We start from the raw sequence: 14065 nt of genomic DNA on the forward strand, positions 1-14065 counted from the left end.
GCGATCTCCTCTCGATTCACCAGCGCGCGCTTCTCTTGATGGCGGCGAGCGCGGCAACTCGCTCTCAGAAGGATCGCGTCTGGCGACGCGGCATGGCGTGAGGTATCATGCTTCGCTCAAAAGAAGCACGGATCGCTGAGAGGCGTCGTTCGACAGCCGTGTATCCGAAACCGGAGTTTCGTTGAAATCGTCATGATCCGAGATCGCTCGATCATCTGCTTCGGTGGCGAAGATTGGTTCTATCATCACCCGCACTCGAAGAACCATCTGATGCGGCGTTTTGCGCGCGCCGGCAACCGCGTCCTGTTCGTCAACTCGATCTCGATGGGCTTGCCCGCCATAACGCACAAAGATCTGCTGCCGCGCATCAAACGGAAATTGCGCTCCTACTTGCGCTTCATGCGCGAAACGGAAGAGGGCATCGCCGTCGTTTCGCCGCTGACGGTCCCCTTTTTCGGCAACGCGCTCGCGCGAAGCATCAATCGTTTCTTGCTTCGAACCCAAGTCGGCTTCATCGCGCGCCGCCGCAGACTTCGCACACCCATCCTGTGGATTGCGATCCCGACCGCAGCGGAGATGATCGGGTGTTTCGATGAGTCGCTCGTCATCTATCAGGTGTCGGACAAGTACGAGGCGAACACGATGGATCACGCGACCGATCCGGCCAAGATCCGCCGTCTGCATGAGCTGGCGATCGATCGCGCGGATATCGTCTTTTATTCGGGCCGCAAGCTCTTCGATGAAGCCGAGCGCGGGCGCGAGAAATCGTATCTGCTGGAGCAAGCGGTCGATTTCGACCATTTCGCGCAAGTGACGAGCGGGCGCCTGGAGATCGCGCCCGAGATCGAGCGCATTCAACGCCCGCGACTCGGCTATTTCGGCGCGATCGATCCATGGTTGATCGACCAAGAGTTGATCCGTCTGGCGGCCCGGCTGCGCCCTCATTGGCAATGGGTCTTCATCGGCAATCGCGCGCGCGGCGTGGAGATTGAAGCGTTGCCGAACGTGCATTTCATCCCGCCTGTGCCATACGAGGCGCTGCCGCGCTACGCCGCCGGCTTCGATGTCTGTGTGCTTCCGTGGGACATCGAGAACGTTTGGACCAGCTATGGTTCGGCGATCAAAGTGCGCGAGTATTTGGCGACCGGATTGCCGGTCGTCATCTCGCCGCTTCCCGAATACGAACCGATGGCCGACGTGTTGCGCATCGCCCGCAGCCGTGAACACTTCATCGAATTGGTCGATGAAGCGCTCGCCGAACGCGATCCCGAAGCCAAACTCGCGCGACAACGCGCCGTCGCCAGCGGCACGTGGGATGCCCGCGCCGAATGGGTGAGCGCGTTGATCGAAGATGCTCTCGCCGGCAAGCGAGAAGCCAGCCGGAGGGTCGCGCTTCGACCGAACGCGACGCTTGAGAGCGATTCGACGGTGCGAGACAGAGCGCGATGAGATACCTGTTTCGAGATCGGTGGCGCGAAGTTCCCTGCTATGCGCCCTATCGCTCGTGCGCGCTCGTCGAAGTGCGCCTTTCGTTCCCGGTCGCGCGCGTCGCCCCGCACGATCAACGCGCGATCGCGCGCGATTGGCGTAAAGTCTTAAGCTTCGTCCGCGCCGAAGGGCCGGTGGCGACGTGGCGCAAGGTGCGTTCTAAAAGGGAACAGGAACTTTTGACGAGCGATTTCCACGTCGTCGTCGCTGTTGGCACGCTCCGCGGCGAAGAGGCGCCCGTGATTTGTCTCGGGACGCGCCATCCGCGCTGCGCCGAGCACATGCTCTTTCATCGAGATCTCACGGTCCGTATTGATCGCTGGCCCAGCGAAGAAGAACTTGCGCGGGCGGTGCAGAAGGTCGATCCGATGAGGTGGCAAAGCGTCGCCGGTTACAACTTCTACTCGGACCAGCCTCCCCCGCCGGAAGCCATCAGATTGATTCAAGCGGTCGCCGAAGCTTTAGCCGAACAGGATACGGACGCGCCGACCGGAAGGGCCAAGCCGGTCGCGCCCGTGAGATCTCCGGCGCAAGCGCTCGAAGACGAAGAACGCACGAGAGGCGGCGTCGCTATCATCTCAGCCGGAGATTACGCGCGGACGCAAATCATCCCGGCGCTCCGTCGCGCTGGCGCGCGTCTTGATGCGATCGTCGATCTAGAGCCGCTTTTCGCCGCACACGTGAAAGAAGAGTATGGTTTCTCTCGCGCGTTGACCGATTGGCGCGAGGCGATCAGGAGCGCGGCGATCGAATTCGTCGTCGTCGCCTCGTATCACGACACGCACGCGCTGATCGCTTCCGAAGCGGCACGGCACGGCAAAAAAGTTCTGGTCGAAAAACCGCCCGCCATCACGCGCGAGGATCTACAGATGCTGCTCGATGCGATGCGCGACGGGCGCGCTTTCATCGAAGTCGGGTTCAATCGCCGCTTCGCTCCGCTGACGCGCCAAGCGCGCAAGTTGCTCGATAAAGTTGCCGGTCCGGTGACGCTCATCTGCCGCGTCAAAGAGGTCGAGATACCCGACGCGCACTGGTATCGCTGGCCCAAAGAGGGGACGCGCATCGCGGGCAACTTGTGCCATTGGATAGACCTTGCGGTCCATTTCCTGGGCGACCGAGCGCGCCCCACGGAGATCGCGCTTTCGCCACAAGTCACCGCTCATCCGGATGAGGAACGCACGCTTACAATCGCCTTTGACGACGGATCGGTCGCGGCGATCACGGCGACCTCGCGCGGCGATGCGACGCTCGGCGTGCAGGAGCGCATCGAGTTGAGACGCGATCAATTGACCATCGAGATCGAAGATTACCGCGCGCTGAGGGCGAGTTGGAAGGGGAAACCTCTTGCGCGCCGGCGCGGCCTGCGCGACAAGGGGCATCGCGCGATGTATCTCGAAACCTTCCGTCGGGCGCAGAAGGGCGAGCGCCCCCTTTACTCCCCGCGCGATCTTTTCTGGACGACGACGCTCACCATCCGCGCGACGGAGATGGCCCGCGCAGGCGAGCGAAGTTCGAAGGTGGATTGTGAAGCGCCACCTTTTCAAACTTGAAGGTCAACTGCCGTTGGCGCGAGAATAGCATAGCTCAGCATCTTCCATGGAGAGTAAAGTGATCGGCAAGCGACTGCTTCTTTTGTCCATAGCTTTGTGCGCCTGCCAGGCCGCCCAATCGCCGAGGAACGCCAATCAACGATCTTCCACGCAGAAAGGAGGCATGGCGATGAAACTGACGAGCGCCGCCTTTCAGGATGGCGGGTTGATCCCGCAAAAGCACACGTGCGATGGCGAAGACGTCTCGCCACCACTCACGTGGTCGGATCTGCCGAACGAAACGCGGAGTCTCGCGTTGATCGCCGATGACCCGGATGCGCCGCGCGGCACGTGGGTCCACTGGGTCCTCTATGATCTTTCGCCCGACGCGCACGAGCTTCCCGAAGCCGTTCCGCCTATTGAATCCCTTCCCAACGGCGCAAAACAGGGGCGCAACGACTTCGGCAAGATCGGCTACGGCGGACCGTGTCCGCCCGGCGGAACGCACCGCTACTTCTTCAAGCTCTACGCGCTCGACCGCAAACTCGGGCTGCCCGCCGGTAAGACGAAACAGGAACTGCTCGATGCGATGCGCGGTCACGTTCTCGCCGAGGCGCAATTGATGGGCCGGTACGGGAGATGACTGGCGGAAAGAGGCTCTGGAGCTTGGCGAAATCATCAACGCTCTGTGTCGAGCGAAAAGTTGTGGCTCGGGAAAGGAGGGTTCTGAGTTTTGCTCTCTTCTAGACGCGCGCTCATCACCGGCGGCGCCGGATTCATCGGCTCTCATCTTGTCGATCTGCTGTTGAAGGAAGGCGGCTGGCGCGTGACGGTCGTCGATGATTTCAACGATTTCTACGATCCGCAGATCAAGCGCGCCAACATCGCGGCACACATCGAGCGCGATGACTTTGAGCTGATCGAGTGCGACATACGCGACCGGGAAGCGCTTCGGGATCTCTTCTTCCGAGAGCGCTTCGACGTGATCGTGCATCTGGCGGCGCGCGCTGGCGTCCGCCCCTCTTTGCGCGAGCCGTTTCTCTACACGGAGACCAACGTCACCGGCACGCTTAATTTGCTCGAGCTCGCGCGCGAAAGTGGCGTTCGGCAGTTCGTCTTCGGCTCTTCTTCATCGGTCTACGGCATCAACGCCAAGGTTCCCTTCAGCGAAGAGGATCCGATCCGCCAACCGATCTCGCCTTATGCGGCGACCAAAGCGGCTGGCGAACTCCTCTGCCACACCTACTCGCACCTTTACGGCATCAGGTGTATCTGTTTGCGCTTTTTCACCGTCTACGGCGCGCGGCAGCGCCCCGATTTAGCGATCCACAAATTCGCGCGTTTGATAGCGGAAGGGAGACCGATTCCCGTCTTCGGCGACGGCACGACGCGACGAGATTACACCTACATAGATGACATCTTGCAGGGCGTGCGCGCGGCGATGGATTACGATGCGAGCGCGTATGAGATCATCAATCTCGGCGAAGCGCGCACCGTGGAACTGCGCGAACTGATCGCACTGCTCGAACGCGAATTGAACAAACGCGCCATCATCGACTGGCAACCGCCGCAGCCGGGCGACGTGCCGCAAACTTACGCCGACATCGCGAAGGCACGCCGTTTGCTCGGATATGATCCGCAGACTCCGATCGAAGAGGGCATTCGGCGCTTCGTCGCATGGTTTCGTGCGGCGAATCGCTTATCGAGTTGAGATGTGCGCCGTTGTCTTCCGGCGCAAGATCAGTGCGCGCGGCCAGTCGAATATCGTGAGTTTTGCCATTTGCGCACCGAAGGGCGTATCATTTCCAGACTTCGTGCGGAGCGGCGACAAGCTTCGAAGTCTCGTGTAAAGAACCGCGCTCTGGCAGAGAACGGAGGGCGCGGGGACGGCCCAGTCGGCGGATGATCCTTGCCGTAGCACGATGAAGACTCTCACAGCGAAAAGATTTCAGGCGGACGATGAGAACTTACGCTGAATTAAAGACGCAGATCGAAGCGCTCGGCGACCGAGCGGCGCAACAACCTGATCTTTCGATCTTCCTGCCCGTCTTCAACGAAGAGCCTAATTTGCGCCCGTTGCACGCTAAATTGAATGCGGCGCTCGCCGAATTGGGCCGGACGGCTGAAATCATCTACGTCGATGATGGCTCGACCGATGGCAGTCTGAAGGTGTTGCGCGAAATCGCCGAGACGGATCCGCGCGTGCGCGTCATCGTCCTCAAGCGGAACTACGGACAGACGGCAGCGATGGCCGCCGGCATCGATGCCTCCCGGGGACGCATCCTCATCCCGATGGATGCCGACATGCAGAACGATCCGGCGGACATCAAGCGCCTGCTCGACAAGCTCGAAGAGGGTTACGACGTGGTCTCGGGCTGGCGCAAAGATCGCAAAGACAAGTTTCTCACGCGGCGCCTCCCCTCGATCCTCGCCAACAAGCTCGTCTCGTGGATCAGCGGAGTCAAACTTCACGACTACGGCTGTTCGCTGAAAGCCTACCGGCGCGAAGCGCTCGCCGACGTGCGCCTTTACGGCGAGATGCACCGCTTCATCCCGATCTACGCTTCGTGGGCCGGAGCGCGCGTCACCGAGATCCCCGTCCGGCACCACCCGCGCACGATGGGCAGGTCAAAGTATGGACTTTCGCGCACGTTCAAGGTCATTCTCGACCTGGTGACGATCAAATTCATGGCTTCATATCAGACGAAACCGATCTACGTCTTTGGCACGTGCGGGCTGGTTGCTTTCGCCATCTCTTTTCTCGCCGCGTTGTGGGCCGTGATCAAGAAGATCGTGGATGGAACGTCATTCATCCGCACGCCGCTCCCTCTTTTCGCGCTCGTCATGTTCGCGCTCGGCGTACAGTTCCTTCTGATGGGTCTACTCGCCGAAATGCTCGTCCGCACCTATCATGAATCGCAGGCGAAGCCGATCTACGCCGTGCGCGAACGGATCGGATTCGAAAGGCGGTGAGCGGCGCTCGGCATCGAGAGGCGAAAAGCGATGGGTTCGAATCGCTCTTCTCGCTTCGGCCCAAATGAGAGGAAGCCGGATCGCACCTCGTCACCAGTAACGGTGAATCGCCAAAAGCGCGTTCAGTAAAAGGATTTCGATCGCTCGCTATCGGTGCGAACCCTTCAAAGCGTTCGTTCGCCGACGCGACCGCGCTCTTCGAGGATCATCTCCAATTCGGCGATCGTCTCCAGATCCTTCGGGCGTCCGGCGGCGCGCTTCAGCTCGATCAACTTCTCGAGCCGCACGAAAAGGCAAACGCCGCCGAAGATCTGCAACTGCACTGTGTGCGCAAGCAGATCATCATAGCTTCCTCCGCCGGTCACCTCTCCGAACAGATCAATGGCTCCGAGCGATGTCATCAAAGCGAAATTCAGACCGCGGCGAACCGTGCGCTCATCCCAGATGAACGGCAGCCCTGGCGGTGCGCCACGCAGGTACGGTTGATACGGAGCGAGAGCTTGAACTAGGCGATGGATGTTTTCATCCGTGCGGCGATAGACGATGTCAAGATCCTCTGTCAAACGTGATGCGCCATGAGCGACAGCCGCCGCGCCGCCGATGATGATGAATTCGACTCCCGCTTCGTTCAAGGCGCGAAGAAGATGATCGTAACTGGTCATGCTTTCATCCGGAATTCGCCCCCGAATCACCCTCCCAACTCAACTTTTGGGCTCCTTCTGTCGCCTCTGCGCTTCACGGCCAGCCCGCCGCAATTCTTCGGCGAAGCGCTGCATTTCCATCAGTTTCAGAAAACGCTCTTCCACCGAAAGGCGCAGGTTCTCGCGGATCAACGTGCGATCTATCTGGCGTTTATAAGTTTCGATGACGGGATCGGCAAACCGTTCTGCGTCTTTCCGATCGTTAGCGTCTTCGTTCACCTCGCGCTCCCGCGGTATCATCTTCGGCGAGATTATACCACCGCGACTCCTCCCCATGCGCGAAGGCGGGGGAGCCGGTCGCCGATGATCCGGTGAGAACCAACGACGAACTAGAGCGAGCCTGTGAGAGCTTGGCGAACTGGTGTCGAGCGCGCGACTATGCCGGCCATGATCCGTATGACGGTTTGAACAGCCGCATCTTTCAAGCAACTCCGTTCAAACGCTGGCGCGCGGCGCGCCTCTTCTGGACGCAGCTTTTCAAACGCTCGCCGATCAACTTCCGGTCCATCGCGCGCGTGCCCGCGGAGAAGAACGCCAAAGGGATCGCTCTTTTCGCGCTCGCCGCGCTCGCGCGCTTTCGCACCTACCGAAAGCTGGAGGATGAAACGGAAGCGCGCGCGCTTCTTGACACACTGCTCCGATTGCGCTTGCCGCAAAGGCGCGGCGCGTGTTGGGGCTACCCGTTCGATTGGCAAGGGCGCGCGTTCTTTGCGCCGCGCGGGACGCCGACCATCGTCCCGACGGCCTTCGCCGTGCGCGCGCTGGTCGAAGCGTCGCGCGACCTCGATGAAGCGCGCTATTTGGCCGTAGCGCGCAGCGCGTGCGATTTCATCAGCGAAGAATTGAACCGAAGCGAGGAATCGGCAAACGAGCTCTGTTTCAGCTACTCGCCGATTGATCGAACGCGCGTCTACAATGCGAGCCTGTTGGCCGCGGAAGCGCTCGCTTCGGTCGGCGCTGTGACGGGCGAAGCGCATCTGCTCGAATATGCCGCGCGCGCCGCGCGCTATGTCGTCCGCCGCCAGCGCGATGACGGTTCGTGGGCTTACGGCGCAGATGATTTTCAATCGTGGTGCGATAACTTCCACACGGCGTTCATCCTCACGTCGCTTGCGCGCATCATTCATAGCGGCGTGCGCGAAGCCGCGTTCGAAAAAGCCCTCGAACGCGGCTACCTTTTCTGGCGCGAGCGCTTCTTCCTCGCCGATGGCCGACCGAAGTACTATCACGATGCGCTCCATCCCGTGGACGCTCATTCGATCGGCGCGGCCATCATCGCTTTCATAGAGATCGGCGAAAAGGATGGTTTAAGACAAGCGGAGCGCGTGGCGCGCTGGGCGATCGAGCATCTGCGCGATCCTGAAGGCTACTTTTACTACCAGCGCCGCCGGTTCTTCACCGTGCGCATCCCGTACATGCGCTGGACGCAGGCGTGGATGCTCTACGCGCTTGCGCGATTGATCGAACGAAAGTACGCTGATAGTTTCGACGCGACGACGAGCCATGCGCTCGTTGCGAACCGCCATATCGAGTCGAACGATCACGCGACGCAGGACTGGTCCGGCGAGGAGGCTTGATTCGAACGCGACGAGCTGACGGCATAAGGACATGCAGTCGGGTCGGCCCTGATAACGGGGAATCAACCGGCATGCGCATCTGGATAGATCTCGCCAATTCGCCTCACGTTCCGCTCTTTCGCGCGCTGCGCGCGGAATTGGAAGCGCGCGGTCACGAAACAGTATTTACGGCGCGGCGTTTCGCGCAGACGGTTGAGATGGCCGAAAGTTCCGGCCTCTGTGCGGCCGTTATCGGCCAATGCGAGAGCGGCAAGATCGCCGTCAAAGGTAGCGATCTTTTCAAGCGCGCCTGGCAGCTCATGAGGTGGGCGCGCGGGCGAAAGATAGATCTCGCCATCAGCCATAATTCTTACGCGCAGATTCTCGCCGCGCGATCTTTGCGCATCCCATGCGCGACGATGATGGATTACGAGCACCAACCGGCCAATCATCTGGCCTTCAGACTGGCCCACCGCGTCATCGTCCCGCGAGCCTTCCCTGAAGAGGCGCTCCGGCGATTCGGCGCCCACCGCAAAGCGCGCCGCTACGACGGCATCAAAGAGGACATCTATCTAGCCGATTGGGAACCGGACCAGCGCTTCGCCGAGGAGCTGCGGGCGTTCGGCATACGGGGCGAAGATAAACTCATCGTCATCCGCCCCCCGGCTCGCGGCGCGCTCTACCACAGATTCGACAACGAGCTCTTCGATGAACTGCTCGAACGGCTATCGGCGCGCTCCGATGTCAAGGTCATCCTCCTTGCGCGCACGACGGAGCAACGCGCCCACTATGCGGAACGTTTCGGCGGAAGCAATGTGATCGTCACGGAACGCGCGCTCGATGGGCTCAACCTCATCGCCGCAGCGGATCTCGTGATCAGCGCGGGCGGGACGATGAACCGCGAGGCGGCGGCGCTCGGCGTCCCCGCGGCGAGCATCTACGCCGGACGATGGGCCGCCATCGACGATCTTCTCGTGCGTGAAGGGCGGTTGCGGCGCATCTCAACGCGCGAAGAGCTAGGCGCCTTGCGCGTCGAAAAGCGTCCGGCAGGGATCGCGCCGCGCCGCGCGCACGCCGTCCGCAAGCAGGTCGTAGATTTGTTACTGGAGACGGTAAAAGGCTAAGATTAGCGCTTCTGAAAAGGACTCGCCATGCGCGCCGAGAGAGTGGAGGAAAAAGAGGCGAAGCTCGTCGCGGTCCGCGCCGCGGCGCGCGCGCCGCGTTGGGCCATTCCGGCAGTGAAACTGGCGATCCTCGCAAGCGATGTCGCGCTCGCCGCCTTCTGCTTCTTCGCCGCCTTCTATTTGCGCGAACGGTTACCCCTCATCGTTCATTCAGGCAGCGGTTGGACGTGGAGCGCGCAGTTTGCGCCTTATGCCGTGCTTCTACCGTTCGTCGTTCTAGCGCGCGTGGCGACGCTCGCCTACCACGATCTTTATCGCTTGCGCGGCGAATACTCGTTGCTCGACGACGGCGCGAGGCTATTCAAAGCGATGGCGACCGCGTCGCTTCTGATCATCGCGGCGGCCTTTCTTCATCGCGGCGGTTATCAATACCGCGCCTTTTCGTACGCGCGCGGCGTCTTCGCGCTCGATTTCGTCTTGGCGCTTGCGGCGTTTGGCGCGTCGCGTTTTGCCGTGCGCGGCGGTCAAAGGTTAGTGAGAGCGCGCGGCATCAACTTAATACCGACTCTCGTTGTCGGCTGCAATCACGAGGCGGAGATGTGCATCAGCGAGATGCGCGCGCGACCCGAACTCGGCTATCGCGTCATCGGAGTGATCGCGACCGATGGCACAAGATCGGCCTCGGAGTTCAACGGCGTGCCCATCATCGGCGCGCTCGAAGATCTGCCCGCGGCGATCAGGCTCACGGGAGCGAACGAAGTCATCATCACCGACACACGCCTTTCCGGCAATGCGCTCTTCGACGTGATGATGAGCGTCGGGCGCCACCGGCGCGTCGAGTTTCGCATCGCGCCGAGCCTTTTCAACTGTCTGCCGCGCAAAACCGAAATAGATCAAATCGGCGCGTTGCCGATGATCCGCCTCTTTCGCGAGCCTTTACCGCAAGCGGCGCGCGCCATCAAACGCGCCTTCGATATTCTGATTTCGGCGCTCGCGCTCCTGCTGCTTGCGCCTTTGTGGATCGTCATCGCCGTTCTCATCAAGCTCGATTCGCGCGGGCCCGTGCTCTACAAACAGGAGCGGGTCGGCATGGATGGGCGCATCTTTCTCTTCTACAAATTCCGCACGATGCATGCCGATGCGGACGACCGCATACATCGCGAGTACCAGCGCAAGCTCATCTCCGGCGAGCGCGAAGCGAATCTCGGCGACGACGAGCGCCCCATCTACAAACTGCACCGCGATCCGCGCGTGACGCGCGTCGGACGGTGGCTCCGCCGGACCAGTCTGGATGAACTGCCGCAGCTTCTGAACGTGCTGCGCGGCGAGATGAGCATCGTCGGCCCGCGTCCGCCCATCCCCTATGAAGTCGAGTTTTACGACTTGTGGCATCGCAAAAGGCTTGACATGAAACCGGGGATCACCGGGCTGTGGCAAGTTTCAGGGCGCAACCGGTTGACTTTCGACGAGATGGTGCGGCTCGATCTCTTCTACATCGAAAACTGGTCGCTCTGGCTCGATCTGAAGATAATCTTGCGCACATTGCCAGCGATGTTGCGCGGCGAGGATGCTTACTGACAAAGTCGATGATCCTTCATGGACTACGCTGAACAGGAGGAACAGCTCCGCCGCTACCGCATCATCGGCGGTTGCGGCGCGGCAGTGGTGGCACTCATTGACTTGTTCGCGATCTACTCCGAAAGGGGGTCGAACGCGGGCAAGCTCGCCCTAGCGTTGTTCGCTTTGGCGCTCGCCAGCTCGGTCTATTACCTGCCTTTCTACCTCAACCTGACGACCGAAACGGAAAAGAGGCTTCGTTGGGCGGTGAAGTTTCGTTGGATCGTCAGCGCTTTTGTTCTGCTAGCGGGCGCTCCGTTCATTGTCCGCGCGGCTGATCGCGGCGTCATGTGGCTCGCTCTGTTCGGCACGGCGCTGTCAGTCGCGGCGACGAATGTGCTGGTCCGGCAGTTGATCAAAAGACGCGGCCATGAGCGGGCGTTTGATTTCGTTCCGGCGATCTACTTGGTGAGCGACGTTGCGATCGCGCTCTTTTGGACGTGGTGGAAGATCGGTTCGATCACCTTTCTCTCGCTCGCGCTGCAATGGGCGCTGCTTTCCTTCTCTCTCACGTCGCGACCAGGACGGGCAGTTTGGGAGCGGGCGCGCCGCCGCGTCGTCATCTTTGTCTTCGCCGCCGTCGCCGCCTTCGTTCTCGCATTGGTTGCAGAGGGCGATCGAAGCGCGTTCGCGGCATGCGCAGGATTGTTTGCGTGTTTGGGCACGACCGAAGTGCTCGCCGCCTTCACGTTCAACTGGCACGGGCGCACGCTTGCGCGCGTCGCTGACGAAATCGCGACTTTCACCGGCGAGACGCGCGACCAAGTGTGTTGCCAACTTCTTTCAGCGAATCGCACGCTGGCGGAAAACTGGAGGCGCGAGCGGCCTTCCTCGCCCGAAGAGGCGGCGGCTTGGTATCGGCGCAACGCGCGACTTTACATCTACGATCTGGCAAACTTCCACCTTTACGGCAAGCACATCAGGTTCACGCTCGATCTCATGAAACTGGCGCGCGGGCGCGTGCTCGATTTCGGCGCTGGGACGGGCGATCTGGCATTGGAGCTTGCGCGTCGTGGGCACGAAGTGGTCCACTTCGACGTGGATGGCGAGGCGAGGCTTTTCGCCTCATGGCGCGCGCGTCGCGCTGGTCTGCGCAACATAGAATTTCACACCGATCGGCGCCGGATAAGAGGTCTGTTCGAGACCATCTACGCGCTCGACGTGCTGGAGCACCTGGTCGATCCGGAAGAGGCGCTCCGCTTCCTCGTCGAACGGCTCGCGCCGCACGGCCTTCTCATCTTGACGGCTCCGTTCGGTTCGACCGAGGCGCATCCGATGCATTTTTCTCATGCGCTCGACGTGCGCCGCTTTTTGCGCGAACATGGATTGCGCGACGCCAAAGGCCGGCTGCGTTGGATCGGTTCGGCGATGGCGCGTCGCCGCCACGTGCTGATCTATCGGCGCGACGGTTGACCGCCAACCGATGGGGGACCGAAAGATCGCCGGGCGCGGAAGAAGAAGGCGCGATTTGAGGGCGAGGCGCTCGGTCGCACGGGAATCGGCGAAAAAGCGATCGAGCGAGAAGACCGGACGACCGGCACCAAAAACGAGACCATGCTGCACTCGCTCAGTGAAGTGACCGAACAGGGCGGAGGGCGGCTCCGCCGTCTGATCCTATTTTCGCTCTTCGCGCTCGCTTTCTGTGCGCCCCATTCGATAGCTGCAACGCAACTCTTCTGGGCTGTGGGGCTGCTTCTGTGGGCGGCGCTCCTGTGCACGAAGCGCGGTCGTGCGGAGCTTGCGCGCACGCCGCTCGATTATGCCCTTCTCGGTTTCTTCGCGCTCACGATCATCTCTTCGCTCTTCTCCTACGAACCGGAAGTGTCCATCGGCAAGCTCCGTGGCGCGAGTCTTTTCACCATCGCTTATCTTGTCGCACAGAACGCTCGCACGTTGAGCGCTGTGCGGAAGCTCGCCTTCGTGCTCATCGCTTCGTGCATGATCAACGTCGGCTATACGTTCATCGAACGCGCCATCGGGCGAGGAGTGAAGATCTACGCGCTGGCGGCAAATAGCCCGCTGCGCGCGGCGAAGGTTCAAGAAGGCGATACGCTGCTTGAAGTGGATGGGCACAAGATCAAGAGCGCGCAAGATCTCGAGAGCGCGTTGTCTACGCCTTCCGCGCAGCCCGCTCAAGTGAAGGTCTACCGCTACGAATGGGTCGGCACGCTCGATGTTCCGCGCGCGTTATTGAACGGAACGAGCGCAGAAGAGCGGCTCGGCATCGTCCGGTGGGGGCGCGGGCGCGATTGGCGCGCTTCCGGTTTCTACGGCCACTATGCGACCTATGCGGAAGTTTTGCAGTTGATCGCCTCGCTCGCCCTTGGCCTTCTCGTCGCCGCATGGCAGGGCGGCGTCCGGCAACGCGCCGTTCTGTCGCTCACCGTGGCGTTGGTCGGGTTGCTCGGCGCGCTCTTCTTGACGGTGACGCGCGCTTCGTGGCTCGCGTTTTTGCTTTCGGGCTTTGTCATCGTCGCGGTTGGCACGATGAGTCGGCGCGCTGTTTTGGCGATGGTCGTCGCGGCCTTGCTCGTCGCGCCGTTCGGCATAAGCTTCCTGCAACAGAAAAGGAACGTCGGCTTTTTCGATCGCCGCGATGGCTCCATACAGTGGCGCGAGACCGTCTATCGCGAAGGCCTTCACCTGCTCATCAGTCGTCCGCGACATCTGCTCGTTGGCATCGGGATGGATTCGATCAAACGCCATTGGCGCGAGTGGGGCATGTTCGATCAGGGGCGACTGCCGATCGGGCACATGCACTCGACGCCGTTGCAATTGGCGCTCGAACGCGGGATACCAACGCTCGTCGTGTGGCTTATTCTTCTCGCCCTCTATGCGCGCATGCTCTGGCGCATGTTGCGCGAAAGAGATCTCAGCGATTGGCGAGATCGCGGGATCGTCTTAGGTGCGCTCGGCGGGCTTGTCGGCTTCTTCGCGAGCGGCCTCGTGCACTACAATCTCGGCGATTCGGAAGTGGCGATGGTTTTTTACTTCATCATGGGATTGACGCTCGCCATCGAACGCGAAACCGTTAGAGACGGCATCTAAACTTTGACGGCGAAAAAGGGGAAGCGCGT

12 protein-coding genes are annotated in these 14065 nt (G+C 61.1%); 10 read left to right on the top strand and 2 right to left on the bottom strand.

The genetic code is table 11. From position 1 onward, the window contains the following. The first annotated feature begins 192 nt into the window (after positions 1-192). The 5 genes from PYK22_RS13045 (at position 193) to PYK22_RS13065 (ending at position 5990) form a co-directional block, all read left to right on the top strand. Positions 193-1449: a glycosyltransferase gene (locus PYK22_RS13045; protein WP_041977966.1), complete on the top strand. Its 1257-nt coding sequence runs from the start codon at positions 193-195 to the stop codon at positions 1447-1449. Then, a complete protein-coding gene (locus PYK22_RS13050) occupies positions 1446-3038 on the top strand; it encodes a Gfo/Idh/MocA family protein (protein ID WP_041977969.1) in 1593 nt (530 codons plus the stop codon). Before PYK22_RS13045 ends, PYK22_RS13050 begins: the two co-directional genes overlap by 4 nt. Before the next feature lie 169 nt (positions 3039-3207). Beyond that, on the top strand, positions 3208-3660 hold the full coding sequence (locus PYK22_RS13055; RefSeq protein ID WP_211197704.1) for a YbhB/YbcL family Raf kinase inhibitor-like protein: 453 nt from the start codon (positions 3208-3210) through the stop codon (positions 3658-3660). A 90-nt stretch (positions 3661-3750) separates the two neighbouring features. Next, positions 3751-4728, top strand: coding sequence for a GDP-mannose 4,6-dehydratase (locus tag PYK22_RS13060; RefSeq protein WP_041977973.1), 978 nt, complete (start codon positions 3751-3753; stop codon positions 4726-4728). Between the two features lie 248 nt (positions 4729-4976). Then, positions 4977-5990 (top strand): glycosyltransferase family 2 protein, encoded by a 1014-nt coding sequence (locus tag PYK22_RS13065; protein ID WP_083437846.1) that lies wholly within the window; start codon positions 4977-4979, stop codon positions 5988-5990. Between the two features lie 164 nt (positions 5991-6154). On the opposite strand, the gene PYK22_RS13070 is transcribed toward PYK22_RS13065, so the two are convergent. Then, entirely contained in the window at positions 6155-6652 is a 498-nt protein-coding gene (locus tag PYK22_RS13070) for a hypothetical protein (RefSeq protein ID WP_041977976.1), read from the bottom strand. Positions 6653-6691: 39 nt separating this feature from the next. After that, on the bottom strand, positions 6692-6931 hold the full coding sequence (locus PYK22_RS13075; protein ID WP_041977978.1) for a hypothetical protein: 240 nt from the start codon (positions 6929-6931) through the stop codon (positions 6692-6694). A 71-nt stretch (positions 6932-7002) separates the two neighbouring features. On the opposite strand from PYK22_RS13075, the gene PYK22_RS13080 reads away from it, so the two are divergent. The 5 genes from PYK22_RS13080 to PYK22_RS13100 all read left to right on the top strand — a co-directional run bounded on the left by PYK22_RS13080 (position 7003) and on the right by PYK22_RS13100 (position 14036). Continuing rightward, a complete protein-coding gene (locus tag PYK22_RS13080) occupies positions 7003-8268 on the top strand; it encodes a prenyltransferase/squalene oxidase repeat-containing protein (RefSeq protein ID WP_157770875.1) in 1266 nt (421 codons plus the stop codon). Between the two features lie 71 nt (positions 8269-8339). Beyond that, positions 8340-9371, top strand: a complete 1032-nt coding sequence (locus PYK22_RS13085; protein WP_060635655.1) for a DUF354 domain-containing protein — start codon at positions 8340-8342, stop codon at positions 9369-9371. 27 nt (positions 9372-9398) lie between these two features. Beyond that, positions 9399-10949 (top strand): sugar transferase, encoded by a 1551-nt coding sequence (locus PYK22_RS13090; protein WP_060635656.1) that lies wholly within the window; start codon positions 9399-9401, stop codon positions 10947-10949. 18 nt (positions 10950-10967) lie between these two features. Further along, positions 10968-12401 (top strand): class I SAM-dependent methyltransferase, encoded by a 1434-nt coding sequence (locus PYK22_RS13095; protein ID WP_041977980.1) that lies wholly within the window; start codon positions 10968-10970, stop codon positions 12399-12401. Positions 12402-12542: 141 nt separating this feature from the next. After that, a complete protein-coding gene (locus PYK22_RS13100; protein WP_041977983.1) occupies positions 12543-14036 on the top strand; it encodes an O-antigen ligase family protein in 1494 nt (497 codons plus the stop codon). Positions 14037-14065 lie beyond the last annotated feature (29 nt).

The organism is Pyrinomonas methylaliphatogenes, assembly GCF_000820845.2.
Taxonomy (GTDB): Bacteria; Acidobacteriota; Blastocatellia; order Pyrinomonadales; family Pyrinomonadaceae; genus Pyrinomonas; species Pyrinomonas methylaliphatogenes.